This window comes from Rhodococcus shunpengi, from assembly GCF_048381395.1.
In the GTDB taxonomy this organism is placed as follows: Bacteria; Actinomycetota; Actinomycetes; order Mycobacteriales; family Mycobacteriaceae; genus Rhodococcus.
In genome coordinates this window covers 860,642-887,147 of record NZ_JBLWIU010000012.1, presented here as the reverse complement: position 1 = coordinate 887,147, position 26,506 = coordinate 860,642, and the positions used below count along the sequence as shown (strand labels likewise).

General features: G+C 66.6%; 23 protein-coding genes and 1 pseudogene. 8 read left to right on the top strand and 16 right to left on the bottom strand.

From position 1 onward, the window contains the following. Positions 1–142 precede the first annotated feature (142 nt). The 6 genes and pseudogenes from ACNJ7K_RS09375 to ACNJ7K_RS09350 form a co-directional block, all read right to left on the bottom strand. Entirely contained in the window at positions 143–1,522 is a 1,380-nt protein-coding gene (locus ACNJ7K_RS09375) for an MFS transporter (protein ID WP_037190348.1), read from the bottom strand. Between the two features lie 32 nt (positions 1,523–1,554). Beyond that, entirely contained in the window at positions 1,555–3,117 is a 1,563-nt protein-coding gene (locus ACNJ7K_RS09370; protein WP_487041526.1) for a class I adenylate-forming enzyme family protein, read from the bottom strand. Between the two features lie 319 nt (positions 3,118–3,436). Then, positions 3,437–4,612, bottom strand: a complete 1,176-nt coding sequence (locus tag ACNJ7K_RS09365; protein ID WP_487041525.1) for a CaiB/BaiF CoA transferase family protein — start codon at positions 4,610–4,612, stop codon at positions 3,437–3,439. Next, positions 4,609–5,271, bottom strand: coding sequence for a PaaI family thioesterase (locus ACNJ7K_RS09360; RefSeq protein ID WP_487041570.1), 663 nt, complete (start codon positions 5,269–5,271; stop codon positions 4,609–4,611). Before ACNJ7K_RS09360 ends, ACNJ7K_RS09365 begins: the two co-directional genes overlap by 4 nt. A gap of 180 nt (positions 5,272–5,451) precedes the next feature. Continuing rightward, positions 5,452–6,051: pseudogene (locus tag ACNJ7K_RS09355) on the bottom strand (enoyl-CoA hydratase/isomerase family protein); the annotation flags it as partial. Then, positions 6,048–7,232, bottom strand: coding sequence for an aromatic ring-hydroxylating oxygenase subunit alpha (locus ACNJ7K_RS09350; protein WP_016692433.1), 1,185 nt, complete (start codon positions 7,230–7,232; stop codon positions 6,048–6,050). The pseudogene ACNJ7K_RS09355 and the gene ACNJ7K_RS09350, both read right to left, overlap by 4 nt. Positions 7,233–7,301: 69 nt before the next feature. Here ACNJ7K_RS09350 and ACNJ7K_RS09345 point away from each other — a divergent pair, with 69 nt between their 5' ends. Next, positions 7,302–7,910, top strand: a complete 609-nt coding sequence (locus tag ACNJ7K_RS09345; protein ID WP_016692432.1) for a TetR/AcrR family transcriptional regulator — start codon at positions 7,302–7,304, stop codon at positions 7,908–7,910. Between the two features lie 74 nt (positions 7,911–7,984). Beyond that, positions 7,985–8,785: a crotonase/enoyl-CoA hydratase family protein gene (locus ACNJ7K_RS09340; RefSeq protein WP_159417361.1), complete on the top strand. Its 801-nt coding sequence runs from the start codon at positions 7,985–7,987 to the stop codon at positions 8,783–8,785. Between the two features lie 16 nt (positions 8,786–8,801). On the opposite strand, the gene ACNJ7K_RS09335 is transcribed toward ACNJ7K_RS09340, so the two are convergent. Next, positions 8,802–10,076, bottom strand: a complete 1,275-nt coding sequence (locus ACNJ7K_RS09335; RefSeq protein WP_159417360.1) for an MFS transporter — start codon at positions 10,074–10,076, stop codon at positions 8,802–8,804. Positions 10,077–10,116: 40 nt separating this feature from the next. Further along, the gene (locus tag ACNJ7K_RS09330; RefSeq protein WP_202399584.1) at positions 10,117–11,121 is read right to left on the bottom strand and encodes an aldo/keto reductase; all 1,005 of its coding nucleotides are present in this window, start codon (positions 11,119–11,121) and stop codon (positions 10,117–10,119) included. Between the two features lie 114 nt (positions 11,122–11,235). Here ACNJ7K_RS09330 and ACNJ7K_RS09325 point away from each other — a divergent pair, with 114 nt between their 5' ends. Both ACNJ7K_RS09325 and ilvD read left to right on the top strand, forming a co-directional pair. Further along, positions 11,236–11,802 carry a TIGR03086 family metal-binding protein gene (locus ACNJ7K_RS09325; RefSeq protein ID WP_120280573.1) on the top strand — a complete coding sequence of 189 codons (567 nt, stop codon included), beginning with the start codon at positions 11,236–11,238 and terminating at the stop codon, positions 11,800–11,802. After that, entirely contained in the window at positions 11,799–13,496 is a 1,698-nt protein-coding gene (gene ilvD / locus ACNJ7K_RS09320) for a dihydroxy-acid dehydratase (protein ID WP_159417358.1), read from the top strand. Before ACNJ7K_RS09325 ends, ilvD begins: the two co-directional genes overlap by 4 nt. A gap of 34 nt (positions 13,497–13,530) precedes the next feature. Here ilvD and ACNJ7K_RS09315 read toward each other — a convergent pair whose 3' ends face one another. Both ACNJ7K_RS09315 and ACNJ7K_RS09310 read right to left on the bottom strand, forming a co-directional pair. Continuing rightward, complete coding sequence (locus ACNJ7K_RS09315) at positions 13,531–14,193, bottom strand: chymotrypsin family serine protease (RefSeq protein ID WP_172414987.1); 663 nt, start codon at positions 14,191–14,193, stop codon at positions 13,531–13,533. A gap of 47 nt (positions 14,194–14,240) precedes the next feature. Then, complete coding sequence (locus tag ACNJ7K_RS09310) at positions 14,241–15,077, bottom strand: DUF6319 family protein (RefSeq protein WP_037191179.1); 837 nt, start codon at positions 15,075–15,077, stop codon at positions 14,241–14,243. 140 nt (positions 15,078–15,217) lie between these two features. Here ACNJ7K_RS09310 and ACNJ7K_RS09305 point away from each other — a divergent pair, with 140 nt between their 5' ends. Beyond that, positions 15,218–16,318: an adenylate/guanylate cyclase domain-containing protein gene (locus ACNJ7K_RS09305; protein WP_120280575.1), complete on the top strand. Its 1,101-nt coding sequence runs from the start codon at positions 15,218–15,220 to the stop codon at positions 16,316–16,318. Here the strand turns inward: ACNJ7K_RS09305 and ACNJ7K_RS09300 are convergent. Then, positions 16,315–16,989 (bottom strand): TetR/AcrR family transcriptional regulator, encoded by a 675-nt coding sequence (locus ACNJ7K_RS09300; RefSeq protein WP_487041524.1) that lies wholly within the window; start codon positions 16,987–16,989, stop codon positions 16,315–16,317. The genes ACNJ7K_RS09305 and ACNJ7K_RS09300 overlap by 4 nt on opposite strands. Before the next feature lie 150 nt (positions 16,990–17,139). On the opposite strand from ACNJ7K_RS09300, the gene ACNJ7K_RS09295 reads away from it, so the two are divergent. Next, complete coding sequence (locus ACNJ7K_RS09295; protein WP_016694185.1) at positions 17,140–18,618, top strand: MFS transporter; 1,479 nt, start codon at positions 17,140–17,142, stop codon at positions 18,616–18,618. Between the two features lie 118 nt (positions 18,619–18,736). Next, positions 18,737–19,669, top strand: a complete 933-nt coding sequence (locus ACNJ7K_RS09290; protein ID WP_016694186.1) for an AurF N-oxygenase family protein — start codon at positions 18,737–18,739, stop codon at positions 19,667–19,669. A 106-nt stretch (positions 19,670–19,775) separates the two neighbouring features. Here the strand turns inward: ACNJ7K_RS09290 and ACNJ7K_RS09285 are convergent, their stop codons facing one another. After that, positions 19,776–20,615 carry an IclR family transcriptional regulator gene (locus ACNJ7K_RS09285; protein WP_026061566.1) on the bottom strand — a complete coding sequence of 280 codons (840 nt, stop codon included), beginning with the start codon at positions 20,613–20,615 and terminating at the stop codon, positions 19,776–19,778. Between the two features lie 379 nt (positions 20,616–20,994). Here ACNJ7K_RS09285 and ACNJ7K_RS09280 point away from each other — a divergent pair, with 379 nt between their 5' ends. Beyond that, a complete protein-coding gene (locus ACNJ7K_RS09280) occupies positions 20,995–22,305 on the top strand; it encodes a bifunctional o-acetylhomoserine/o-acetylserine sulfhydrylase (RefSeq protein ID WP_016694187.1) in 1,311 nt (436 codons plus the stop codon). Between the two features lie 75 nt (positions 22,306–22,380). Here the strand turns inward: ACNJ7K_RS09280 and ACNJ7K_RS09275 are convergent, their stop codons facing one another. The 4 genes from ACNJ7K_RS09275 to ACNJ7K_RS09260 are packed head-to-tail and all read right to left on the bottom strand — an operon-like array spanning position 22,381 to position 26,450. Continuing rightward, a complete protein-coding gene (locus ACNJ7K_RS09275) occupies positions 22,381–22,746 on the bottom strand; it encodes a hypothetical protein (protein ID WP_016694188.1) in 366 nt (121 codons plus the stop codon). Beyond that, positions 22,743–23,447: an ABC transporter ATP-binding protein gene (locus tag ACNJ7K_RS09270; RefSeq protein ID WP_016694189.1), complete on the bottom strand. Its 705-nt coding sequence runs from the start codon at positions 23,445–23,447 to the stop codon at positions 22,743–22,745. Before ACNJ7K_RS09270 ends, ACNJ7K_RS09275 begins: the two co-directional genes overlap by 4 nt. Then, entirely contained in the window at positions 23,444–24,187 is a 744-nt protein-coding gene (locus ACNJ7K_RS09265) for an ABC transporter ATP-binding protein (RefSeq protein WP_016694190.1), read from the bottom strand. Before ACNJ7K_RS09265 ends, ACNJ7K_RS09270 begins: the two co-directional genes overlap by 4 nt. Next, entirely contained in the window at positions 24,180–26,450 is a 2,271-nt protein-coding gene (locus ACNJ7K_RS09260) for an ABC transporter permease (RefSeq protein WP_016694191.1), read from the bottom strand. The genes ACNJ7K_RS09265 and ACNJ7K_RS09260 overlap by 8 nt, the downstream gene beginning before the upstream one ends. Between the last annotated feature and the right edge of the window lie 56 nt (positions 26,451–26,506).

Sequence of the window (26,506 nt, the reverse complement as noted above, 5' to 3'; positions counted from 1 at the left end):
GTGACCCGCGACACCGACTGACCCCTAATCTAATAGCAGTAGTTAAAAGTCGCAAGACGAGCCGCGCAGGCTCGGCCGAACGCAGCACAGGGCCGCTTGTCACCGACGACTTCGGCGACGAACAGCCCTGTGCTGCACAGAACTACCGGATCGACGCGCCGACTCGGGAAGAGACCGAACTCGCGTGACCGGAGGCAGCCGATGCGCGACGCTGCCGGATCGCCATAATGCCGAGCGTCACGACAGCCAGTAGCGTCGGCACGATCGTCAGAAGGAAAATGCTCCGTGCACCGAGTCCCGCCGCGATGAGCAGCGCACCGACTGCAGGACCGGCAATCGAACCGATGCGTCCGATACCCATAGCCCAGCCGACACCGGTCGCGCGGACCGAGACGGGGTACACCGTGGCTGCGATCGCGATGATGCCCGCGGAACTGCCTGACATGCCGAATCCTACGAAGAACACCGTTACCAGAAGCAACCACCCGCTGCCCAAAAGCATCGCGACCAGGCCCGTGCACACTGCTCCGAGCGTGTAACCGGCCATCACCACCACGAAACCGTTACCGATCCGGTCGGTGATTCGTCCGAAGGTCAGCGCACCGGTCATCCCGCCGAGATTGAACAGGGAAGCGGCGAGCAAGGCGGTCGAGGCACTCTGCCCACCTTCACCGAACAGCGTCGGCATCCAACTGAGCAGGAAGTAGATGACCAGGAAGTTGATGACGAACACGCCCCACAACAGAACCGTGTCGACGCCGCGGCCCCCTTGGAACAGCGCACCGACGGACGACTTCGACGCGGTGGCCGGTTCCTGCGCGAACCGGGCCGTTGCCGGAACCTTCTCGTCGGGCGCAATCTGCCCCATGATGTCCGCCGCCTTCTCCGTCTGCCCTCGGGCGACGAGGAACTTGACAGATTCCGGCAACCATCGAATCGACACAGCGACGAGAACCAACGGCAACAGACCGCCGAGAAGGAACAGCGACTGCCATCCGAACCTCGGAATGAGAAATGCTGCGCAAAAGCCGCCGACGAATCCGCCGAGAGACATGCCGGCAACTGTCACGGTCACCATCGTGGCCCGGGTACGGGCCGGACTGTATTCACTGACCATCGCAACAAGGTTGGGTGTCACTCCGCCGAGCCCGAGACCTGCGATCACCCGCAGGACGATCAACGCTCCCATCGACGTCACGAATGCAGTGGCCAAGGTGAACACCGAGAAGACGACGGTGCATACGATGATGATCCTGCGGCGGCCGTAACGGTCCGCGAGAGACCCGAAGACCAGGCTGCCCACGACCATTGCGCCGGTACTCAGGGCCAGTGCGAGCCCGAACGACGCCGGTTCGATCCTCCAGTCCTCGGACATCGCAGGGATCACGAATCCGATGAGCTGTGCGTCGACACCGTCGAGGATCGCAAGACCGAGACACAGGGCCAGTACACGCTTCTGAAGAGACGACAGAGCAGATCTGTCGATGAGTTCGACGATGTCCACATCACGAATGTTGTTCACGTTGCAAGCCCTCTCGGAGCGGGGAAACCGACTCAGGAAGCGAAGTGCTCGTCGGCAGTCTTCATATCCCGGGGCACCGGGATCGCATCGGTCGGCGGTGCCTGGAACCGCTCACGCAGAACCGTCTTCGCGAGCTTGCCCGAGAACGTCCGGGGCAGCGGTTCGTCGAGCGCGACCGCGTGCACCGGCCGTTTGAACTTGGCGAGATTCTCACTCGCGACCGCGGTGATGTCGTGCACGATCTCGTGCGCGGGCCGGGCACTGTGGAAGACGACCATCGGCACCTCCCCCCAGCGGTCGTCCTCGACTCCGATCACCGCGAGGTCGACCAGGCCGTCGATACCGTGCAGGGCCTTCTCGATCTCCGCGGGATATACGTTCAGCCCACCGGAGATGAGCATGTCCTTGCTGCGGTCGACGACCTTGAGGTACCCGCCCTCGTCCTGCAGGCCGAGGTCTCCCGTGCGCAGCCAGCCGTCGACGAGCGTCTCGGCCGTAGCCTCGGGCTTGTTCCAGTACTCCCGCATGACGTGCTCGCCGCGCACCAGGATCTCGCCGACCTCGTTAGGCCCGGCGAAGCCGCCATCGGCCCCGGCGATCCGCAGCTCGGTTCCCACAAGAGCGAGACCGGCGAAGCCCGGACGGGTCCGCGCGTCCTCGTAGTTCAGGGTCGACGCCATGCCCGACGCTTCCGTCAGCCCGTAGGCCTGGGTCATCGGCACCCCCCGGCTGTTGTAGAAGTCGAGGAGATCGAGACTGATGGGCGCGCCGCCCGCACCGGCGAAGGTGAACTGTGCCAGCTTGCGCCTACCGAAGTCGGGTAGCTGCGTCATGCGCTCCCAGATCACGGGGACAGTGGTGGTCGCGGTGATCTGCTCGCGCTCGAAGGTGTCGAGCGCGATCTCCGGGTCGAACTCGCGGAGCAGCACCATCGTCGAACCGGGCAGTACCACGAGCTGCATGAAGATCGAGAGAACGGAACCGGTGTAGACCAGCGGTGCGGAGCACATGACGCGGTCCTTGCCGGAGATACCGTGGCCGAGGACCTGAGCGATGCCGGGAGCGAGGGCATTACGGTGGGTGATCAATGCACCCTTCTGCACGCCCGTCGTGCCGGAGGTGTAACAGATGAACGCCGGGTCGGCGGGTGCGACATCGACGGACGGGGCCGCCCCCGGGTCGATCAGCTCCTCGTACCGGCGATGGTCCGTTCCGCCGATCGCAAAGATCTCGAACTCCGTTTGCCTGGCGCCCACTTCGAGGAGCGGGGCAAGCTCGCTCTCCACCACGACCACCCGCGGGGCGGAGTCGACGAGCATCGGAGCGAGTTCCTTACCGACCAGACGGAAGTTCAGCGGGACGCTGATCGCGCCGAGCTTGAGGGTGGCAAGAATGATGTGCGCCAGTTCGGGTCGATTGAGCATCATGACGCCGACGCGGTCGCCCTTGCGCACCCCTCGCGCCGCGAGCCCTCGCGCCAACGCATCTGTGATCGCATCGACTTCGGCCCATGTCTGCGAAGTGTCGCCGAAGACGATCGCTTGCTGAGCGGGGCGGGTCTTGCCCCAGTATCGAACCAGATCTGGCAGATTCATCGTGGTCTCCTCGTGCCGGCCGTGGCGGCGCACCCAGCTCTCACTCACGACCATGGAAAAGGCGCGGCCCACTCCGAGCCTGTCCGCCTGCCGAGGCGTCCGATCCGACGGAACGCCCCGAATTGCTGTACGACCACCGTGAGTGCGTCACACTTCACAACGCGTGTGATCCCCACCACTGGAGTCGGTCTTGAATCTAACATTCATAGGCAAACGGCACAACGGCCATTTCGGGACAATTCGGCCGCACGACGACGGAAACCCCTCCCGGCGGTCGGCGCGCAGGGAGGGGCCTTCGAATGTTCGAAGTTGTTACGGTTCAGATGTTTTCGAGGAAACTCTCGGTGTCGGAGCCGAGAACGGGCGGCAGATCCGGCGCGAACTTCTCGCCCACCACACGCACCGGGCTCGCTACGAATTCGAGTTCACCGACCCCCGGGTATTCGACCCGGTAGGTGCCGGCACGCGCAAGGAAATGCGGGTCCGAGAGAAGATCGCCGACCGAGTTGACGGGACCGCCGGCAATATCGTGCTCGAGGAACAACGACACCCATTCGTCGCGGGTCCGTTGCAGGAAGATCTCCCGCAGTTCCCGGTACACGCGATCGGCGCGCGCGGAGGCTTCCGTGTCGGTGCTCGTGAGGTCGATATCCAGTAGGTCCGCACGGTCGACCGCGACACAGAAGTTGCGCCAGAACTTCTCGACGTGCGCACCGAACAGCATCGCTTCGCCGTCCTTCGTCCGGTACGCCTCGAGACGAGGCCAATCGGGCAGGCGACCGTCCGGCAACCACGTCGGACGCGGAAGGGATCGGTCCTTGTTGAGTTCGGCATCGACGAGGTCGGGCATCCATGCAGCGGCGATGTCGATGCCGGCCACCTCCAGTCGGCAGCCCTGACCTGTACGACCCGCACGGTGCACTGCCGCAAGCAATCCCATCGCCCCGTACGCGCCGAGGGCATACATCGCGATGGGTGGAGTCGTGCCGCCCGCGATACCGTCGACCGGCGGGTCCACGGGTGTGCGGACCTCACGCAGGCCCGCGAAGGCGTCGAAGGTCGGCCCCCCGGTCCCGAGTGTGCTGTACGGGCCTTCCGAGCCCATCCCGGAAACGGTGCAGAAGACGATCCTGGGATTGACCTCCCGCAGCTGCTCGTATCCCACTCCGAGCCAGTCCAGGTAGCCGCCACGCATCCCTTCGATCACCGCATCGCAGGTACGAGCGAGTTCGAGAAAGGCCCGCTTGCCCTCCTCCGTCCGCAGGTCGAGTTCGACGCTCTTCTTTCCGCGATTCCACCGCAGGTGCATGAACGAGGGCCCGTTCTCGTCACCGACGGCCCGGCTCCCACCGATCCGCACCGGGTCGCCGAGCGGACCCGTTTCGATCTTGACGACTTCCGCGCCGAGATCTGCCAGATGCCCGCCGACCGACGAGGGCGCCAGTTGCGCAACCTCGAGGACACGCACCCCTTCCAGCAACGAGTAACCACTCATATCGTTCCTCTTCCGGAAATGTTCAGAGTCTGTTCGGGTTTGAGCTCGACCCACAATCCGTCCGCGTCCGCGACGAGCACGTCTTCGTGGTACATCCGTCCGCGCATGAACCGCTTGCGGCCCTCTTGACGCACGAACTCCGCTTCCACGCGCAGTTCGACGTGTAGGGGCGCCGGGGCACGAAAATTCACGTTCAGATAGGCCGTGCGGGCCCACGGCCGACCCGCGTCGTTCGCCAGGCGAGCCATGATCTCGTCGAAGATCAACGGTGTGACGCCGCCGTTCATCGCATATCGTCCCGAGTAGAAACGCCCGACCGTGACCCGTCCGCGAGCGGCGGTCTCCGTCACCTCGTCGATGTGCAGGGGCGGAGCCAAGGCTTGACCCCGTCCCGCCAGATCCCACCGACGACCCGAGATCTGCTCGTCCTCCCCCACTTCGAGGGACTGCAATTCCTTTGCTACGGAACGCAACTGCTGCGTAATACGGGCGGCGGACACAGTATCCGGACGAGACCTGGTGAACGCTTCCTGGACCGACCGCAGCGCATCGACCAGTTCGGCGAACTCGTCGTCGGCCTCCGCGGTGGGATCGAACGGATCGTTCCAGTCCGGCTTCCAGATGTCGATCGAGGTACTCGAATGCGATGAACCGCTCATGATCTCTCTTTTCGCTCGGTCCCCGGGCGGGTTCGAAAAGAACCCCGCGAACGTGTCGCCGATGGACCGGGGGCGCAGCGCAGTGCGCGCTACGGTGTTCTCCCGATCGTATCGACTACGCAGATCGCTTCCCTGCCCTGCGAGCAGCAGCGTCTTGATCTCACGGATCGCATCGGGCGACTGCGCCGCGATCTGTCTCGCTGCCGCAATCGCTTCGTCGAGCACGCGGCCACTGTCCGCATAACGAGTGAGCAATCCGATGCGGTACGCCTCGTCGCCCGCAACGGCACGCGAGGTCATGAGTAGGTCGCGTGTCTGGCCGGCGCCGATCACCGTGTCGAGGATCCATGTCAGGTTTGCGCCCCCGTACTTCGCCGCAGTCACGGTGAAGGACGTCGACGGTCCTCCGACACGAAGGTCCGAACATGCGGCGAGAAGTGTTCCCGCACCGTACGACACGCCCTGGACGGCCGCGAGCGTGGGCTTCGGGAAGCGAAGATAACGCCACAACAACTCCTCGCGTTCGAGCATCGCTTCGAGCTGCTCTTCGGACGACATCCCACGGAGTTCGTCCAGGTCGTAGCCCGACGAGAAGGCCCGATCACCGGCACCGGTGATCACCACCGCCCGCACGTCGTCGTCGCGCGCCGCTTCGTCGAGGCGCTCGTCGAGGCGGCGCTGCAACGGCAACGAGATCGCGTTGAGCGTCGCCGGCCGGTCGAAAGTCAGGAGCAGAACACCCGGCTCGGGGGACGACTCGTGCAATTCCGCTGCGGTCATGTCGACGTGCCAACCTTCTTCCGCCGTTCCTCGGCGATCGCGGCGGCATCCCGGGTGATCATCCTGTGGAAGAGCTGTCCCGGCAGTTCGTTACGGCCGTAGACGAGTTCGTCCACCTTTCCGTGGGCGACGTTGTCGGTGATCGTCTTCGTGACGAACCAATCCTCCTCGTGGAGTGTCTCCATGAGCAGTTCCCAGTTCTTCTCGAGGACCCGTACTTCGCGCGGAGTGGTGGGCTCTGCGGGAGACAGCAGCCGGATGGTGCAGTACGAGACGTTGGGGTCGTCGACGTCGGGAACGATCGTCCAGACCTCGAAGTGGTTCGGCTCGGTCACCAGCATGGTGCCGGGGTAGATCGTGTAGTTCGCGAGGGAATAGTCGCGCACGTCGAAGGAATCCGGGTCGGCGTCGCGAACCTCGGTGATCGACTTGCGCGCCACAACGAGTCGCCACGAGCGGTCGACGACGTCGAGAGCGGTGATGTTGCCCTCCAGGAAGTTGCAGACCGTCTTGGTGTGCAACTGGCACAGATGGTACGAGTCCTGGACACCGTCGACGGCGATCTTCCAGTTCATGTCGAGCTTCCAGGTTTCCTTGCGGACCTGGTAGGAGGTGCCCATGCCGGTATCGGTGACCTCGGCATCGTGTTTCTCCCCGAGCGTCTCGGCGATGTCGAGCTCAGCTCCGACGGTCGGTACGACCCAGACGAGCCCGTGGCGAACCTCGCAGGGGAATTCGACGAGTCCGTACCGGGAACGGTCGAGACCGTCGAAGCCGTCCGCATGCGGCATCCCGCGTAACGCACCGTCGCGCCCGTAGGCCCAATTGTGGTAGGGGCAGCTGAAGATTCGCTTGCAGCCGGACTCCTCGAACTCGACCTTCGCTCCGCGATGGCGGCACACGTTCGAGAATGCCTTCACACTGCCGTCGGGCTGCCTGACCACGAGCAACGGCGTGCCGATCAGCTCGGTCGTGATGAAGTCGCCGGCGTTCTTCACCTCGTCGACGTGCGCGACGATGTGCGGGAAGCGGCGGACGGCCTCGCGTTCGAGATCCGCCAGCTCGGGATCGTTGAACACCGAAAACGGCACTCGGAGAATCTCGTCCGCGTAGTCGGTGGTGTTGTTGTCGACGTGCGCGATGAGTCGACGAGTGAGTTCGATCTTGTCTTCACGCTGCATGCCATCAATATGGCACATGAGACATTTAGAGTCTAGTGTCGCATGACGCCCGCACAGTAAGGTGCTGACGTGGCAACGAACAGGGACACCGAGACCAGCGACGCGAGTACAGCGATCCTCGAAGCAGCCGAGTCCTGCTTCGAGCAGTTCGGCATCGCGAAGACCACGATGGCCGACGTCGCCCGCGTTGCCGGCATGTCGCGAGCGACGGTCTACCGGTACTTCTCCGATCGGAATTCCTTGATCATGGAATCGATCGTTCGCCGCGCCCGGATCGGCATGGCCCCCTCCCGCGAGAAGATCCGCTCGTATCCGACCTTCGGCGAACGCATCGTCGAAGGCATCTGCCGAAACGTCCGGCGCGGCCTGCGAGACCCGATGATCCACCGGCTGGTGTCCCCGGCGGAGGCCACCCTGGCCACCAGTCTGCTCTCCACATCCGGGCGCGCGGTCGAACTCACCCGCGAACTGTGGGAACCGATCCTGCTCGAAGCTCAGGAATCCGGCGAGATGCGAGCCGATGTCGACCTGACACTTCTGTGCGAGTGGATTTCGGAATTGGAGATGAACTACATCAGTTCGATCGGCGCCGGCGTGGGCTCGCTCGAGCAGTTGCGGGCAAAACTGGAGACGTTCTTCGTCCCGTCACTCCTCCCCGCACCCGCGGTTATCGATTGACCGGCCGTCAACACCATGATAGGCCTTTAGCGATCGATAAGTAGCTGCTGCCCGCAGCCATCCGAAAGGCCCCCATGTCCGATCAGACCACCCCATCCGAACCCGCGGCCCTGTACGAGAAGCGCGGCAACGTCGCACTCATCACCCTCAACCGCCCGCGCGCCCTCAACGCCGTGAACGGTGCATTGGCCACCGCAGTCGGCAACCACCTGGAAGCAGCCAACAACGACGACGATGTGCGAGTCGTCGTGATCACCGGAGCCGGTCGCGCCTTCTGCGCCGGTGCCGACCTCAAGGCCCTTGCAGCGGGCGAGGATACGTCGGCCGAAGGCCACCCCGAATGGGGCTTCGCCGGATACGTGCAGCACTGGAGCGCCAAGCCCACCATCGCGGCGGTCAACGGGTTCGCCCTCGGTGGCGGAACCGAACTCGTCCTTGCAAGCGATCTCGCCGTCGTCGACGAGGAGGCGAAGTTGGGCCTGCCCGAAGTCAGGCGCGGACTGTTCGCGGCCGCCGGCGGTGTGATCCGGATGCAGCAGCAGATCCCCCGCAAGGTCGCTCTCGAACTCGCACTGACCGGTGAACCCATCACCGCCGCGCAGGGCAAGGAGCTGGGCCTGGTGAACCGGGTTGCCCCTGTCGGCACCGCTTTGGAGGTCGCACTCGAACTGGCCGAGATCATTGCAACGAATGCCCCTGTGGCCGTCCGCGAATCGAAGGCGATGATCCACCGGACCGCCAACAGTCCCGACTGGGGAGACGCAGCGTGGGACGCCAACCGCAACGCGTTGAAGGTCGTGTTCACGAGCGAGGACGCGATGGAAGGACCGCGCGCATTCGCCGAGAAACGTCAGCCGGTCTGGAAGGGTCGCTGACGACCTCGGCCGAGGGTCAGCGCTTGCCGCGACCGAGCCGATCGATCACGACGGCCCGCAGCGAACGCGCTTCGATGCCGGCCTCGCGGCGGGCGCGCCCTCGGGTCACGAGCACCCCGATGAGCGCGATCACCCAGATCGGGTACTGCGCGAACCACGCGACGCGGAAGGCGTCGAAGGTGTAGCCGCCGAGCCGGTCGAGCACGATGCCCATCGTCTGCACGACCAGCAGTGTCGCGAGAAAGCCGCCGATGTTGACGATGCCGTTGGCCGTGCCGAGGGCGGTCCCGGGATTGAAGGTACGGGCATAGTCGAAGCCGATCATCGATCCCGGGCCGCCCACCGAGATGACGACGACGAGCACGACGAGCAGCCATACCGGTGCGGGTCCGGGGAGGGCGAGCACCGCCGACCACGTCACCGCGCTGGCCAGGATGATCATGAGCACGAGCCACGAGCGTCTGGTCGGGAAGCGTCCCGACAGCACGCCGAGTATCGGCCCGGCGGAGATGGCGGTGACCACCGAGACGGTCAGCATCGAACCGGCCGCTGCGGGTGACAGTCCCTGCGCGGAGACCAGATACGGCACGCCCCACATGAGCGCGAAGGTCGTCACCGAGAACTGCGTGCCCATGTGGGTGAAGAAGCCGAGTTTGGTGCCGGGGCGCCGCCACACCGTGCCGAGCCCGCCGATCACCTCGCGCAGCCCCGACGCGGTGGCCTCCCGCGCCTCACCGGGCGGGGTGTCGCGCACGATCGCGAACACCAGCACGCATGCGAACAGGCCGAGCGCCGCAGCACTGCCGTAGGCGGCCGTCCATCCGGTGCCGGTGAGCAGCAGGACGAACGGCACCGCCGACAGCACCTGACCGAGCTGGCCGAAGATGCCCGTCAGCTGCGAGACGACGGGCACCCGGCGCGGCGCGAACCACACCGGCACCAACCGCAGCACCGAGATGAACGTCAGGGCGTCACCGACCCCGACCAGCACTCGGGCCAGGTACGCGACCGGCAGCGACTCGGTGACGGCGAGGATCGCCTGACCGACGGCGAGGATCACGGCGCCGGTCGCGATCATCCGTCGCGAGCCGAATCTGTCGAGCAGCACACCGGCCGGGATCTGCATCCCCGCGTAGACGATGAGCTGCAGGACGACGAAGCCGGACAGCACCGACGGCGAGATCTCGAAGCGTTCGGTGGCGGCGAGTCCGGAGACACCGAACGCCGTCCGATGGAGGACGGCGACGATGTAGGCGAAGACTCCGATACCCCAGACCAGCCATGCCCTCATGTCACAAGGACGATACGCGCCGGTCTGTTAACGGTGCTAATTACTCACGTCCGAGCGACACCCACGTCGGGTCGGCCGCACGAGGACCGGCGACCTTGTCGGCGAGCCGATCCAGCCGCGCGACCTGCTCGTCGGTGAGCGTCACGTCGAGTGCACCGGCGTTCTCGGTCACGCGACTCGCGTAGCGGGTGCCGGGGATCGACACCGACGGCAACCCGAACTCGCGACCCTTCGCATCCAGCCATGCCAGGGCGATCTGCGCGATCGTCGCGTCCGTTTCCTTCGCGACTGCCCGCACTTCCTCGCGCACCGCGAGGTTGGTCGGCAGGGCGTCGGCGTCGAAGCGCGGAAAGCGCTTGCGCAGGTCGTTCTCGGCGACCTGATCGGGCTCGAAGGCATCGGTGAGCAGTCCGCGGCTCACCGGCGAGTACGGCACGAAGCCGATGCCGAGTTCGGCGGCGGTGGGCACCACGTGCCGTTCGACGTCGCGCGAGACGATGCTCCACTCCGACTGGATCGCCGCGATCGGGTGGACGGCGTGCGCGCGACGCAGCTCGTCGCCGGTGGCCTCCGACAGTCCGATGTGCCGCACCTTGCCGGCCTGCACGAGTTCGGCGAGGGCACCGACCGTCTCCTCGACCGGCACCTCCGGATCGACACGGTGCAGGTAGTACAGGTCGACATGGTCGACGCCGAGACGCCCGAGCGATTCGTCGATGGCCTGCTTCGCGTACTCGGGACGGCCGTTGATGCGACGGTTGGCGGTGCCCTTACCGCCGACCGCACCGACGAGACCGAACTTCGTCGCCAGCTGGACCTCGTCCCGCCGCTCGGCGAGCAGCGTGCCGACCACCTTCTCGCTCGTGCCGTCGCCGTAGACGTTGGCGGTATCGATGAAGGTGATGCCCAGATCCACGGCGTGGTGCAGGGTCGCGAGCGCCTCGTCGAGATTCACCTCGCCGTAGGCGGGGGCGACGGACATCGCGCCGTAACCCTGGGCGCTGACGACGAGACCGGGCGCGAGCTGGACGGTGGGGACAGGCATGTACTTCTCCTCGACGACGACACGGTGCGACTCCCGATCGTCCCGCATCCCGCGCATGATCGCAGGAGTTGAAATCGCCGTGATCCGAGCAGCCCGCGCCCTAGGCTGAGATCCATGGCGACCGACTGGCTCTCCCTGCAACGAACCGCACGTCGCGAGTTCGACGACCGTGTCGCGCAGATCCGCGACTGGCACGCACCCACCCCGGACACCGAGTGGGACGTCACCGACCTGGTGTGGCACATGGTCGACGAACAGCGCTGGATCCAGCCGCTGCTCTCCGGCCGTTCCCTCGACGACGCGAAGGCCGCACTCGAACCGATCGGGGACGATCTCGCCGCCGAATGGGCACGCTTCGCCGATCAGGCGACCGCCGCCTGGGCGATGGCGTCACCGGCTCAGGAGGTCCACCTGTCCTACGGCACCGTCCCGTGCCTCGACTACATGAAGCAGCAGATCGCGGACATCACCGTGCACACCTGGGATCTCGCCCGGGCCATCGGTGCCGACGAGACTCTCGACGCCGAACTCGTCGACGCCGTGCTCGCCGACGTCGAACCGCAGAAGGACATGCTCGCCTCGAGCGGTCTGTTCGCCGATCCCGTCCCGGTCCCCGACGACGCGTCCCCCCAGGACCGACTCATCGCCCTCACCGGCCGCGACCCCAGGAAGACGTCATGACGGACCGACCCGATATCAAGCCCCGCAGCCGCGACGTCACCGACGGCATGGAGAAGGCCGCCTCGCGCGGCATGCTCCGCGCGGTGGGTATGGGCGACGACGACTGGGGCAAGCCGCAGATCGGCGTGGCATCGTCGTGGAACGAGATCACGCCCTGCAACCTCCCGCTCGAACGCCTCGCGCGGTCGGTGAAGGAGGGCGTACACGCCGCGGGCGGTTATCCGCTCGAGTTCGGCACCATCTCCGTGTCCGACGGGATCTCGATGGGACACGAGGGCATGCACTTCTCGCTGGTGTCGCGGGAGGTCATCGCCGACAGCGTCGAGACGGTGATGCAGGCCGAGCGACTCGACGGCTCCGTGCTGCTCGCGGGGTGCGACAAGTCCCTGCCCGGGATGCTCATGGCCGCGGCCCGCCTCGATCTCGCCGCCGTCTTCCTGTATGCCGGGTCGATCCTGCCGGGCATCGCGAAACTGTCCGACGGCACCGAACGCGACGTGACGATCATCGACGCCTTCGAGGCGGTCGGTGCGTGCGCGCGCGGCCTGATGTCCGAGACCGACCTCGACGCGATCGAACGCGCCATCTGCCCCGGCGAGGGTGCCTGCGGCGGCATGTACACCGCCAACACGATGGCCGCCTCGGCCGAAGCGCTCGGCATGTCGCTGCCGGGGAGCGCGTCACCACCCGCGACGGATCGTCGCCGCGACGGTTTCGCGCGGCGCAGCGGGCAGGCGGTGGTCGAAATGCTGAAGCGCGGCATCACCGCGTCCGACATCCTCACCAAGGAAGCATTCGAGAACGCCATCTCGGTGGTCATGGCCTTCGGTGGGTCCACGAACGCCGTGCTCCACCTGCTCGCGATCGCGCACGAGGCGCAGGTGGATCTGAGCCTCGACGACTTCGTCCGGGTGGGCGCGCGGGTGCCGCACCTCGCCGACGTCAAACCGTTCGGCCGGCACGTGATGAAGGACGTCGACCACATCGGCGGCGTCCCGGTCATCATGAAGGCACTGCTCGACGCGGGTCTGCTGCACGGCGACTGCCTCACCGTCACGGGGAAGACCGTCGCGGAGAACCTCTCCGGCATCGCTCCCCCGGACCCCGACGGCAAGGTGCTGCGCGCCCTGAGCGACCCCATCCATCCCACCGGCGGCATCACGATCCTCCGCGGCAGCCTCGCTCCCGGCGGAGCGGTGGTGAAGTCCGCGGGCTTCGACGAGTCGGTCTTCGAGGGAACCGCGCGGGTCTTCGAACGCGAACGGGCCGCGATGGATGCGCTCGAGGACGGCACCATCACCGCCGGCGACGTGGTGGTCATCCGCTACGAGGGTCCCAAGGGCGGTCCGGGCATGCGCGAGATGCTCGCGATCACGGGCGCGATCAAGGGCGCCGGTCTCGGCAAGGACGTCCTGCTGCTCACCGACGGACGGTTCTCCGGTGGCACCACCGGGTTGTGTGTCGGGCACGTCGCCCCGGAGGCCGTCGACGGCGGTCCCATCGCGTTCGTCCGCGACGGCGACCGCATCCGTCTCGACGTCTCGAACGGCCTGCTCGACGTGCTGGTCGACGAGAAGGACATGGAAACGCGGCGACAGGGCTGGGAGCCACTGGCGCCGCGCTACACCCGAGGTGTACTGGCGAAGTACACGAAGCTGGTCGGTTCCGCATCGAACGGTGCGGTGTGCGGATGAGGGTCGGGTGAACCCTCGCGCTCCGGGGGTGCTGCTAGATCGGACGGAAACCTGCGCCCGGCCCGCCCCGACCGTTGATGTCGGCCATGATCACGTCGATGTTCGTTCCGACCTCGGGACCGACGCACGGCGCGAGCAGGTAGGCGTTGACCATCGCGACGAGCGTCGTGCCCACCACGAGCGGTGCGCCCGAGTCGCCTTCGATGACGCACACCTGGGTCCACGTCTCCTGCGAGCCGAACACGTCGCCCCAGACGATGCCGCAGGTGTTGCCCGTCGTGCGACCTTCCTTGCAGGCGATGTTCGGGAAGCCCGCGGGGGCGCCGAGGCCCGTGATCGTCACGTCGCCGACGCGGTTGACGGGAACCACCTTGCCCCGGTCGAACTCGATGACGGCGTAGTCGAGCCGCTCGTTGGTCGACACGATGCGACCCACCGAACCGGCAGCGAGGTCGTATTCGGCCTTCACCGTCATGCCCGGAGAGCCGCAGTGCGCGGCGGTGAGACCCACCAGGCGACCGGCGGCGTCGTTGCCGATCGTGGTGAGTGTGCAGTCGAAGATGTCCTGCCCGTTGTCTCCGAGCGTGATTCCCGAACCGCCGCCGAGGGTGACCGGAGGCGCCGCGACCGCCACCCCGGAACCTGCTCCGACCAGCGCGACAGCGCTCGCGATTGCAACAACCAGTTTTCTGAACATGGGGCCCTCCTGCGCTGCGCCGTCCGGCAGCCGTCGGGCTGAGCGTACTAGAGGTTTCCGCCGGATTTCCGGGTTGCGCCCAAGCTTTCCAGAGCTTGACGGGCCTCCTCGAGTTCGCGGCTGAGCTGCGCGACCCGTTCCTCGGCCGCGCGACGCGCCTCCTCGATCACCGACTGGACGGCCTCGGTGGCCGTGGGGTCACCGAGTTCCTTCACCGCCCGTTCGACGGCGTCGGGGGCGACCGGCGCTGGCTTGCCGACCTTGCGGGTGCCGTGCGCGACCCCTACCGTCCACTCGTTCTCCGGGTCGATCGTGACGGTGATCGTGATCGACGGTGCCTTCTTCGCCTTGCGGGCCGGGGCCTTCGGCTTCGCCGGTGCCGACGGCCGGGAGGCGGGAGCGTCGGACGAAGCGGGGGTCGTCTGGGTCACGGGCTTCTTCTCCTGGGCGCGGGGAACCGCAGCGGCCGCTGGGCTCTCGGACTTCGGGGTAGCAGGCTTCGGGGTAGCGGGCTTGGAGGCGGTAGCCCGCGGGGTCGCGGGTTGCACAGGTGCAGCCTTCGCAGGTGCAGCCTTCGCCGGAGCGGGCTTCGCACTACCGGACGTGCGCGCGGCCTTCGCCGGTGCGCGCTTGGTTCCGGCCGGCTCGCGGGTGGCGCGCAGTTCGTCGGTCTCGAACGGCAACTCGTCGTCGACGCCCTTCGGCCGCACCATCACGGTGCTGCCGCTGATCGACACCACCCGCGCCGACGTCCCCGGGTCGATGCCGAGACTCGGGATGCCCTCGACGAGGTAGACGGTCGCGCGACGCCCCTCGGTGAGAGCAGCACCGAGCTCTCCGAGTTGTTCCTCCGTCAGGTGGTCCGCGCGTCTGCGGGGCGACATGCGACGTCCTTTCTCGGTTCGCCGACGGGTCGGCAGGGCTTCGATGACGGTCACTGTCGCACATCCGTACGACACGCCTGCACACCTGTTCGACATGACCTGCCGCGCACACGGGCCCCGCGCACGGTAAGGATGGATGCGTGACCCCGTCCGATCCGGCACCCGCATCAGGAACCGACGTGCTGTCCGTGATCCAGTCACAGCTGGAGAACGCGCTGCTCGGTGGTCCTCTTCGCTACACCCTGAACGAGGTGGCGGAGTTGTGCGGGCTCGCGCCTGCGCGCGTGCGACGGCTGTGGCAGGCCCTCGGTCTGACCGTCGATCCCGACCCCGACGTCGTCATGTTCACCGACGGCGACGTCGAGGCCCTGCGCGCGACGGCCGCCATCATCGCGAGCGGCGCGGTCGACGAACGCCTCGAGGTGCCCGCGGCCCGGTCGATCGGGCAGTCGATGTCACGGCTGACCGAATGGCAGCTGAATCTGCTCAACACCCACGTCTTCACGCAACTGGCCTCCGCCTACGAGGAAGCGGAGACTCCCCCGCAGGAAGAGGAGATCCGCGCGCTGGTCGACCACATCGTCGATCGCACGACCGAGCTCGCGGTGAGCCTGCAGAGCCACATGTGGCGTCGGCACCTGGTGGCCACGACCGCCCGGGCCGCCGCGCGCCCGCAGGATTCCGGGGAGCTGCACGAGCTGGTCGTCGGCTTCGCCGACATGGTCGGCTACACCCGGCTGACCCGGCAGATCGACGCGGCCGCGCTGAGCGAGCTGCTCGACTACTTCGAATCGGAGGTCTCCGACGTCATTGCCCGGCACAACGGCTGGGTGATCAAGACCGTCGGCGACGAGGTGATGTTCGCGGCCGAACGTCCGGTCGACGCCGCGCGCATCGCCCTCGAACTGCAGGATTCGTTCGGGTCCCAGAAGGACTATCCGGACCTGCGGATCGGACTGGCGTGGGGTCAGGCGTTGCCGCGCTTCGGCGACCTGTTCGGTTCGGTCGTCAACATCGCGGCCCGCCTCACCGGTGCGGCGCGGCCGGGCACGATCCTCGTCGACGAGAATCTCGCCGACGCGCTCACCGACTGCGAGGAGTTCCGCTTCCAGACCGTGCGCACGCTGCGACTGCGAGACTTCCAGCATTCGCGGCTGTACGTCCTGCGTCGCCCCCGGGAGGAGAAGAACAAGACCGCCGTGGGCGCGGACGGTCTGGGCGACGAGGACATGGGGCTCTAAAGGTCCGTCCGGCGGGCCCTGCGCGCGGCGATGAAGTCGTCGACGATGTGCTCGCACGCGCGCCGGTCGATGGGCGCGAGCGTCGCGAGGCGGTTGAAGACGATCGGCCCGAGCAGCTGGACCAGCGCCAGGTCGTAGTCGAAGTCGCCGAGTTCGCGGCGGGCCTCGGAGGTGGCGAGCACACGGTCGAACGATGACCGGTAGCGGTCGACGAGGATCTCGCGCAGCGACTGCAGCTCGGGCCGTTCGCTGTGTCCGGGTTCCTTCGCGAGTTCGCCGAGGCCCGGGCCGAGTCCCATCCAGCACATCGCCGTCAACGGGATGGGTGCCTCCTCGATGATGCGTGCCTGTGCGGCGAGCAGTTCGACGAGGCGGCTGCGGAGATCGCCCTCCTCCGGGACCGGGGGTGCCGGTGGGAGGAGTCGCGCGAAGGCCGCGGCGACCAGCTCGGTTCCATTCGCGAAGTGCCGGTAGAGCGTGGCCCGCGCGACGCCGGCAGAGGCGGTGACCGCATCGATCGTCACGGCGTCGGCACCGCCGGTCGCGAGGAGGGTGGTGGCGGCGTCGAGCAGTCGGGCGCGCGAACGCACGCGGCGCGGATCCTCGTCGCGCGGTGAGGCGGGCCGGGTCTCGACGTCGCGGCGGGGTTCTGCTTCGGGTTCGACGCTCACGCTTCCAGTTGTAGTCGCTGAGAGCGAAGCATGTGTGAGACCGGTGGTTCAGTTACGATACCGACAGTCTCGTTTCTGGTCCCGGCATTCCCCTCCCTCCGGAAGGCTCCCGTGTCAGACAGCACCGCGACCACCACCGCACCTCCTCGCATGACGCGAGCCCAGATCCGGCTGCTCGCCGTCGCGTGCTCGGCCGTCGCCGTGGTCATCGCGGCGATGGCCTCGCTCAACACGGCCCTGCCCGACATCGCGGTCGACACCGGCGCGACGCAGTCCCAGCTGACGTGGATCGTCGACGGCTACACCCTCGCACTGGCGGCACTGCTCCTCCCGGCCGGCGCGCTGGGCGATCGGCTCGGTCGCCGCGGCGTCATGATCGTCGGCCTGATCGTCTTCGCCGCCGGTTCGCTGTTGCCGCTGGTCGCCGATGCACCGTTGTGGATCATCGGGGCGCGCGCAGTTGCAGGTGTCGGCGCAGCGTTGGTCATGCCGTCGACGTTGTCGCTGATCACTGCAGGTTTCGCCGAGGCTCATCGGGCACGTGTCATCGGCATCTGGGCCGGTGTGGCCGGATCGGGTGCCGTGCTCGGCATGATTCTGTCGGGACTGGTGCTCGAATACGCGTCGTGGCGGGTGATCTTCGCGGGTTCCGCCGCCATCGCGATCCTGCTGGTCGCCCTGTCGTTCACCATCGACTCGTCGCGCTCGACGCAGCCGTTGCCGTTCGACTTCGGGGGCGGCACCCTCGTCGTCCTCGCCGTGGGCCTGTTCGTCCTCGGGGTGATGGAAGGTCCGCATCGTGGATGGACGGACGCGCTGACGCTCGGATCGATGATCGCGGGCCTCGCGGCGGCAGTCGGATTCGTCCTTGTCGAACTCCGGTCGAAGGCGCCGCTCCTGGACGTGCGGTTGTTCCGCCAGCGGGCGTTCGGTGTGGGCGCGGCCGGGTTGTCGTTCCAGTATCTCGCGGGTTTCGGTCTGTTCTTCCTCATCGTGCAGTACCTGCAGCTCGTGCTGGGCTACTCGCCGCTGCGGGCCTCCCTGGCACTGACGCCGATCTTCCTCGTCGTCATGGGCCTGTCGCTCGCCGTGCCCGCGCTGCTGACGCGGGTGGGCATCCGCATCCTGCTCAGCGCCGGCTTGGCGCTGATCGGCGTCGCACTGATCCTCATGGGCCTGCTCGACGCCGACTCCACCTACGTCGAGGTGGCGTTCGCGCTGAGCATCGCGGGTGTCGGCGTCGGTATCTGTACGGCTCCCGCGACCCACGCGATCGTCACCAACACTCCCGAGGACCAGTTGGGCGTGGCGTCGGCGGTCAACGACGCGACCCGCGAGATCGGTGCGGCGATCGGTGTCGCGATCACGGGCAGCGTCCTGGCCGCAGCCTACGGGCACGGCATCGATCCGGTAGCGCCGATGATTCCCGAACCGGCCCGGTCCGCCGTACAGGATTCGCTCGCCGCCGCGATACAGGTCGCCGAGCAGGCGGGTCCGCAGGGCGAGCAACTCGCCGAACTCGCACAGAACGCCTTCCTCGACGGATTGCAGCAGGCATCGTGGGCGGTCGCCGCGATCCTGCTGGTCGGCGCGGTGATCTCTGCCTTCTGGGCACCCCGGCGCTCGTAGCCCTCCTCTCCTTTTTCTTTCTCGATGCCCGCGACGCAGGTCGCGGGCATTGTGCTGTGCGCGTGATCACGCTAACCTAGATAACAGTTACCAGTCGTCACACTAAAAAGGTGGAGACATGACCGCATCGCTCACCCGCGAGACCAGCAAGGGCTTCATCCCCGGCGTCGCACTGTCCGATCGCGACGAAACCGCCGGACGACTGCTCGCCTCGTCCGCACGCAAGTCGTACGACCCGGTCGTCGAGGTGGACTGGGAAGCCCCCGTCCCCGACGACAAGTTCGGTATGACCCCCGAATGGAGCACGCTCTACGGCACCGCGCTGTGGGACGAGCTCACCGACGAACAGCGCATCGAGTTGACCAAGCACGAGGCCGCGAGCGTTTCGAGCGTCGGCCTGTGGTTCGAGATCCTGCTCATGCAGATGCTCCTGCGCGACGTCTACGACCGCGACAAGCATTCGCGTCACGTCCAGTTCGCCCTCACCGAGGTCGCCGACGAGTGCCGCCACTCGGTGATGTTCGCGCGCGCCGGCGAACGGCTGAACATGCCGGGCTACGGTCCGGCCCGCTACATCCACCAGCTCGGTCGCCTGTGGGGCCATTTCTTCAAGGGCGCCAACGCCTATGCATCGGTCATGGCTGCCGAGGAGATCCTCGACATGATGCAGCGCGACTTCATGCGCGACGAGCGGGTCCAGCCTGTCACCCGCGCGGTGTCGAAGATCCACGTCCTCGAGGAGGCGCGCCACATCCGCTTCGCCCGCGAGGAGGTCGCACGCCGACTCGCCGGTGCGAGCCGCGCACGACTGGCGATAGAGCGCTTCAACACCGCGCTCGTGGTCTTCTTCGTCGTCAAGAGCATGATCCACCCCGACGTCTACGCCAATGCAGGCCTCGACCGCGAGCGCGCTCTGCGAGAGGCGAAGGGCAACAAGCACTATCACGATCGCGTGCGCAAGTCCGGCGCGAAGCTGATGACCTTCCTCGACAACGTCGGCCTCATCGGCGGACCCTCGAAGATCCTCTACAAGAAGGTCCACCTGCTCTGACACGGCCTACGGGCCCATAACGAACTGTGCGCAGTTCTCGTCGATCTCCCCGAAGGGATCCGAACGAGAACTGCGCACAGCCGTTCGTGGCGAAAACCGAAGGGCGTCAGCCCACCTTCTCGGTGGCCTGCAGGCTGTCGTCGCGCTCCTGCTCCGGGAACAGCGTGCGCGTGATCTTCCGAGCGGTATCGGCGACGATCGGCGCCACCCACTCCAGGCGGGTCGAACGGGCGTCCGCTGCCAGCGACAGGGCGGCAACCGGGCCGTCGACGCCGCGGAGCGCGACACCCACGCATCCGATGCCCCGCGCGGCCTCCTCACGTTCGAATGCGACGCCACGACGCTTGCGGATGCGGTTGAGTTCCTGGTGCAGTGCGACGTGATCGCGGATGGTGCGCTCCGTGCACGGCACGAGCGCCTTGCCGTACAGCGCGTCGATGCGTTCGGGTTCGAGCCACGCGAGGATGGACTTGCCGGCCGCGGTGGCGTAGGCGGGGAACCGCCCACCTACCCGCGACGGCACGCTCGACGCGAGCTGCCCACCGACCTTGTCGAGGTAGAGCACCTCGTTGCCCTCGAGGACTGTCAGGTGGACGACGGCACCGGTCTGCATCGCCAGGTCGTGGAGATGCGGCGCAGCGGCCTCCCGGATACGGCGGTGGCCGGTGTCGCTGCCACCGAGGCCGAGCGCACGCGGGCCGAGGCAGTAACCGAAGGATGCGTGCTCGATCCAGTCGCGACGCACGAGGTGGTCGAGGATGCGGTGCACGGTCGAACGGGGCAACCCTGAGCGACAGGTGACCTCTTCGAGAGTGAGGGCGCCGCGGCTGTCGAAGGCCTCCAGGATGAGGGTCATCCGATCGACCATCGATGGTGGAAGTTCTCGCTTCGACGAGGTTCCGACGGGCTCGAGCGCGGAGTCGACGGCGGTCAACTGCACCTCCATAAGTCCTGGCCACGACCCTGCGCGCCTCACGAAACTGGAATCTGTTCCAGAACGTTAGCAGTAACAGCGGTCACACCGGAAGGGGTACACACAGACTGTAGGTACTCAGGAGTCAGTTTCCCGGGGAGAGTGAATCCCTATGAGTCTGGTCGGAATCGTGCGGACAGGTTATTGTCGGGACCGTGAGCAAGACGTACGAGCGCGCGAGCCGGTCGCCGCACCGTCGTGCCCACATTTCGTGTATCCGCGGGTGCCGGGCCCGCTGACCGCCGCACCCGTTCCTGTCCCCCTCCACACCGTCGTACGGTGATGTCGTGTGTGGGGGCCCGAAGGTCAGCACGTCGACGATCAGAACACATCCCGAATCCGGAGCAGAGCCATGAGCGACACCCCTGAAGCAACCGATCCCAGCGCGAACTGGAGCTTCGAGACCAAGCAGATCCACGTGGGCCAGCCCGCCGGCGGCGACACGAAGGCCCGGGCACTGCCCATCTACCAGACCACCAGCTACACCTTCGACAGCACCGATCACGCCGCGGCGCTGTTCGGTCTCGCCGAGCCGGGCAACATCTACACCCGCATCATGAACCCGACGCAGGACGCGGTCGAGCAGCGCATCGCCGCCCTCGAAGGTGGCGTCGCCGCCCTCCTGCTCGCGTCCGGACAGGCCGCCGAGACCTTCGCGATCCTCAACCTGGCGCAGGCCGGCGACCACATCGTGTCGAGCCCGTATCTCTACGGCGGCACGTACAACCTGTTCCACTACACACTGCCCAAGCTCGGCATCGAGGTCACCTTCGTCCAGGATCCCGACAATCTCGACCAGTGGCGCGAGGCCGTCCGCGACAACACCCGCGCGTTCTTCGGCGAGACGATCGCCAACCCGAAGAACCACATCCTCGACCTGCCCGGCATCTCGGGTGTCGCCCACGAGAACGGGCTGCCGCTGATCGTCGACAACACGGTCGCCACCCCCTACCTGCTCCGCCCGCTCGAGCACGGTGCCGACATCGTCGTGCACTCGGCCACCAAGTACCTCGGCGGCCACGGCACGGCCATCGCCGGTGTCATCGTCGACGGCGGCACGTTCGACTGGACGCAGGGCCGCCACGCCGGTTTCACGACCCCCGACCCGAGCTACCACGGTGTCGTCTTCGCCGACCTCGGAGCTCCGGCCTACGCACTCAAGGCACGCGTGCAGCTGCTGCGCGACATGGGCGCAGCTGTCTCCCCGTTCAACGCCTTCCTCATCTCGCAGGGTCTCGAGACTCTGAGCCTGCGCATCGAGCGGCACGTGGAGAACGCACAGAAGGTCGCCGAGTTCCTCGAGGGACGCCCGGAGGTCACCTCCGTCGCCTACGCCGGCCTGAAGTCCTCGCCGTGGTACGACCGCGCCCAGCAGCTCACCCCACGCGGCGCCGGTGCGATCGTGGTGTTCGAGCTCTCCGGCGGCATCGACGCCGGCAAGCGCTTCGTCAACGCGCTGACCCTGCACAGCCACGTCGCGAACATCGGCGACGTCCGTTCGCTGGTCATCCACCCCGCGTCGACGACCCACTCGCAGCTCACCGGCGAGGAGCAGATCGCCGCGGGCGTCACCCCGGGTCTCGTGCGACTCGCCGTGGGCATCGAGAACATCGACGACATCCTCGCCGACATCACCACCGGCCTCGAGGCTGCGGGCAGCTGACCTCTGAGGATTCGAAAGACGCGACGGCCCATCCCCTTTCGGGATGGGCCGTCGTCGCGTTCGGCGTATCTGTGATCAGTCGTTGCGTGCGAGCGCCTGCGCGATCCGCTCGGTCTGCGTGCTGCTCTCGAGCAACTGTCTGACCAGCCACAGACGTAGGACACGAGTGATCGCGGCGGCGAGATAGACCGCCACACCGATCAGAGTGACAGCCACGAAGCCGAGAGCGAGCAACTGGTAGGACAGCAGGTCACGGGTATCGGAGAGGGTCAGCGACGCAATGTAGACGACGAAGACCGCGACGGCGCCGATCACCATCAGGGCCAGGCCGACGATGCGGGCCTTTCCTCCCGAATCCGGACGGGGGACGTCGAGACCCAGCGCTGCAACGTCCTTCTTGAACTGTTCACGTCGCTCGTCGGCGAGTGCGGTCATGGTCATCCTCCTAGATAGGTGGTGGAAAGTTCTTCTTCGATCTCCGCCGGATCGCCGGTGCGCACCACCCGGCCCTGCAACATCAGCGCGGCACTGGTGGCGATCGGGAGCACCGCTCGCGCGAACTGTTCGGCTACGAGAATCGACACGCCCTCGGCGGCGAGTTCGCCGACGATCTCGTAGATCTGGGAGACGATGCGCGGTGCCAGGCCCATCGACAGTTCGTCGAGCAACAGCACCGTGGGATGGGTACCGAGCGCCCGCGACAGCGCAAGCATCTGCTGTTCGCCGCCGGACATCGAACCGGCCAGCTGCGATCGACGCTCACCGAGAACGGGGAATCGCGTGTATGCCACCTCTTCGAGGTCGGCGAGAGGAACACCGGTGCCGGTTCCGATCCACAGGTTCTCGCGGACGGTGAGATTGGGGAAGATGCCGCGCCCCTCGGGAATCGAGCACACCCCCAGACGTGCGAGTTCCGCTGCGGACACTCCGTTGACGACCCGGCCGGCCAGCCGGAACTCACCCGACGAGACCGGATGGATCCCCGAGCACACGCGCAGGGTCGTCGTCTTACCTCCGCCGTTGGGCCCGAGCAGGGCGACCACCGCGCCCGGTTCGAGTACGAGGTCCACGCTGTGCAGCACCTCGATCGCGCCGTATCCGGCCCGGACACCCGACAGTTCGAGCAACGGTTCGACGCTCATACCGCTTCCTCCTCGGTGCCGATGTAGGCGTTGATCACTGCCGGATCGTTCTTGATCTCGTCCGGAACACCACTTGCCAGCACCGCTCCGTAGTCGAGCACGTGGATCCGCGAACAGATCTTCATCACCAGCGGGATGTCGTGCTCGACAAGGCATATCGCGAGGCCGTCCTTCGCCAGGTCACCGAGCAGCGTGGCGAAGGCCTCGGTCTCCTGCTCGGTCTGCCCGGACGCGGGCTCGTCGAGCAGCAGCACGCGCGGAGACGTCATCAACGCGCGGGCGACCTCCACGACGCGGGCACGTCCGGTGGGTACGTCCGAGACGTCGGTGCTCGCGATATCGGCCAGACCGGTCAGCTCGAGGAGCCGGTCGACTTCCTCGTCCACATCGATCTTGTTGCGTCCGTTGGCATTGTGGATGTCCCCGGCCACTCGGAGGTTGTCGCGCACGGACAGCGACACGAACAACTCGAGACGCTGGAACGTGCGCGCCATACCCATGCGGGCCCGCTTGTAGGGCGGTAGCGACGTGATGTCACGACCATCGAGGAAGACCTTGCCTGCCGTCGGCCGTTGCAGGCCGGTGATCGTGTTGAACAGGGTCGTCTTCCCGGCCCCGTTGGGTCCGATCAGGCCCGTCACCGTTCCCGGTTCGATTCCGAGACTCACGTCCTTGACCGCGACGTGTCCGCCGAATCGGACTGTGATTCCGCGTGTTTCCAGAATGGGTGCCTCAGCCATGAGGAATCAGTTCCTTCTCCGATCCGGCGGCACGTGCGGCCAGAAGTTCGTCGATTCCGAGTTCACGGTCGATCTCGTCCCGTGCCTGCTCGTTGTAGGGTTCGTCGATTCCGACCCGCTCGGGAACCAGCGGCGCGCGACGTTGTGCTTCCTCCGCGCCGAGCACCGCCTCGGGCATCAGCCACTGCCCCATGACCGGGAGCATGAACACCGTCGCGATGGTGATCGATGCGAACCACCAGTTGTCGAGCACGCCGACGAGCGCGAGCAGGTACGACACGAGGACCACCGCGGCTCCCCCGACCAGCACGGGCTTCGCGTTCTTCAGGTGACGGTAGCCCTCCACCATCTGGTGGACGGTCCCGCTCGGGTTGGCCGCGACGCCGATACCGATGAGCGCGGGGCTCACTGCGGCGACGTGACCGAGGAAGGTCCACATTCCGGCCAGTTCCGGTTGTCCCGCAGCGAGGTTGGAGAACGAAACCATGATGACGGCGAAGCCGATACCCGACATCAGACCACCGAACAGCGCACCGGAGACGTAACCGATACCGGCCACGACGGTGAGCATCAGCAGCGACAGGCTCACCATGATCGAGAAGCTCTCGTTCGACACCGAGCCCATCGCACTCGACATGAACAGCCCGCCCAGGCCGGCGATGCCCGCCGACAGTGTGAAGACCCCGAGCTTGAGCCGCACCAGGCTCTGGCCGAGCATCGACGCCGCTGCGGGACTGTCCTTCATCGCGGCGAGCCGGCGCCCGTAGCCGCTGTTGCGCAGGGCGATGATGCCCACGCCGAGAACAGCGAAGATCACCGTCACCGTCATGAGGAAGGTCGTCTCGTTCCGCAGGTCCAGCGGCCCGATCTTCAACGGCGGGATCGCGATGTTGCCGTCGGTGAACAGCGAGAATCTGATACCGAACAGTTCGTGCTGGGTGGTGTCGCGCAGCACCATGTTCGACAGGAACACACCGAACGCCATCGTGGCCAGGGCGAGATAGAGGCCGCGCAACCGCAGGGCCGGCAGCGCGATGAGTCCACCGATCACGGCCGTGACGGCGACACCGAGCGCCACGCCCCACAGGTTCAGGTGGGCGGCCAGTCCGCTCCCGGAGATACCGAAGTGGAAGGCCACGATCGTCGCGATGGCACCGAAAGATACCGGCGCGAGGTTCATCTCGCCCGCGTATCCGGTCAGCAGGGTCAGCGACAACGCGATGATCGCGAAGGTCATGCCGATCGTGAGGGTCGTGACCGCCGAAGTCACCATGAGCAGGCGGATGGCATAGACGATGACGACGAGCGCGACCGCCCAGGCGATCGCCTTGCGCACCGACGGCACGTGGTAGCGCTCCCGGGTACGGGTGACGGCACCGCGCAACCGATCCTGCGGCAGTACGACGAGAACCACGAACAGCGCGATCATCGGCAGGGACACCCGCAGATTCGACGTCCACGTCCACGCGGTCGGGAAGTAGGCGAGCACGTATGTGGCTGCCAGGCCGAGGAACAGGGCACCGGCGAAGGTACGCGGAATGCTGCGCAGCCGGCCGAACATCGCCGCCGCGAACGCGTCGATGACGAGCAGGGTCAGCATGTTCGCTTCGAGGGTGCCACCGTTGATCGGTGTCACGAGGACACCTGCCAGCACCGCGAGGGTCGAACCCATCATCCAGGACAGCGCGGCGAGCCGGTCGGGGTCGTGCCCGTTCAGGCGCAGCAGATCGGGGTCGTCGACCACACCTCGCATCGCCACTCCGACGCGGGTGCGCACGAACATGATTCGCAATCCCACGGCGATGAGCACTGCGGCGGCGAGACAGATCAATTCGTGGTAGCGGATGGTGACGCCGAAGAGGTCGATTCTCGCCTGGTCGCCGAAGAACATCGTCATGGTGCGTGCGGTCTCGGGATGCCAGAACCAGTGCGACACCGAGACCATGCCGAGCAGGATCGACACGGTGACGACGATCTTGGTGACCTCGGCGGTGTCACGCATCCCGCGCATGATCACGACGTAGAGCAGCAGGCCCGTCATCGGGCCGAGGACGCCGAGGACGAGAAGCAACGCGACGGGGGTGGGCAGCCCCCAGCCGTAGCGCAGTTGCCAGTAGGCGAACGCACCGAGCATCGCCTGTGCACCGTGCGCGAAGTTGAAGATGCCGGACGTGTTGTAGGTGAGAACGAGGCCCGATGCAGCGATCGCGTAAACCGATCCGAGCACCAACCCCACGATCGTGAAGGTCAGAAAGGTGTCCATACGAGTACCTCTGGTCGGGGTGCCGGCGAGTGCGTGTCACGCCTCGCCGGCACCGG

Coding starts and splice junctions, on each gene's coding strand:
- ACNJ7K_RS09285 (WP_026061566.1), bottom strand. CDS start 20,615: ATGGAGGTGCAGTTGACCGCCGTCGACTCCGCGCTCGAGCCCGTCGGA.
- ACNJ7K_RS09260 (WP_016694191.1), bottom strand. CDS start 26,450: ATGGACACCTTTCTGACCTTCACGATCGTGGGGTTGGTGCTCGGATCG.
- ACNJ7K_RS09330 (WP_202399584.1), bottom strand. CDS start 11,121: ATGCCTGTCCCCACCGTCCAGCTCGCGCCCGGTCTCGTCGTCAGCGCC.
- ACNJ7K_RS09335 (WP_159417360.1), bottom strand. CDS start 10,076: ATGAGGGCATGGCTGGTCTGGGGTATCGGAGTCTTCGCCTACATCGTC.
- ACNJ7K_RS09265 (WP_016694190.1), bottom strand. CDS start 24,187: ATGGCTGAGGCACCCATTCTGGAAACACGCGGAATCACAGTCCGATTC.
- ilvD (WP_159417358.1), top strand. CDS start 11,799: ATGACGGACCGACCCGATATCAAGCCCCGCAGCCGCGACGTCACCGAC.
- ACNJ7K_RS09270 (WP_016694189.1), bottom strand. CDS start 23,447: ATGAGCGTCGAACCGTTGCTCGAACTGTCGGGTGTCCGGGCCGGATAC.
- ACNJ7K_RS09340 (WP_159417361.1), top strand. CDS start 7,985: ATGTCCGATCAGACCACCCCATCCGAACCCGCGGCCCTGTACGAGAAG.
- ACNJ7K_RS09295 (WP_016694185.1), top strand. CDS start 17,140: ATGACGCGAGCCCAGATCCGGCTGCTCGCCGTCGCGTGCTCGGCCGTC.
- ACNJ7K_RS09360 (WP_487041570.1), bottom strand. CDS start 5,271: ATGAGCGGTTCATCGCATTCGAGTACCTCGATCGACATCTGGAAGCCG.
- ACNJ7K_RS09325 (WP_120280573.1), top strand. CDS start 11,236: ATGGCGACCGACTGGCTCTCCCTGCAACGAACCGCACGTCGCGAGTTC.
- ACNJ7K_RS09310 (WP_037191179.1), bottom strand. CDS start 15,077: ATGTCGCCCCGCAGACGCGCGGACCACCTGACGGAGGAACAACTCGGA.
- ACNJ7K_RS09350 (WP_016692433.1), bottom strand. CDS start 7,232: ATGCAGCGTGAAGACAAGATCGAACTCACTCGTCGACTCATCGCGCAC.
- ACNJ7K_RS09280 (WP_016694187.1), top strand. CDS start 20,995: ATGAGCGACACCCCTGAAGCAACCGATCCCAGCGCGAACTGGAGCTTC.
- ACNJ7K_RS09365 (WP_487041525.1), bottom strand. CDS start 4,612: ATGAGTGGTTACTCGTTGCTGGAAGGGGTGCGTGTCCTCGAGGTTGCG.
- ACNJ7K_RS09290 (WP_016694186.1), top strand. CDS start 18,737: ATGACCGCATCGCTCACCCGCGAGACCAGCAAGGGCTTCATCCCCGGC.
- ACNJ7K_RS09370 (WP_487041526.1), bottom strand. CDS start 3,117: ATGAATCTGCCAGATCTGGTTCGATACTGGGGCAAGACCCGCCCCGCT.
- ACNJ7K_RS09315 (WP_172414987.1), bottom strand. CDS start 14,193: ATGTTCAGAAAACTGGTTGTTGCAATCGCGAGCGCTGTCGCGCTGGTC.
- ACNJ7K_RS09275 (WP_016694188.1), bottom strand. CDS start 22,746: ATGACCATGACCGCACTCGCCGACGAGCGACGTGAACAGTTCAAGAAG.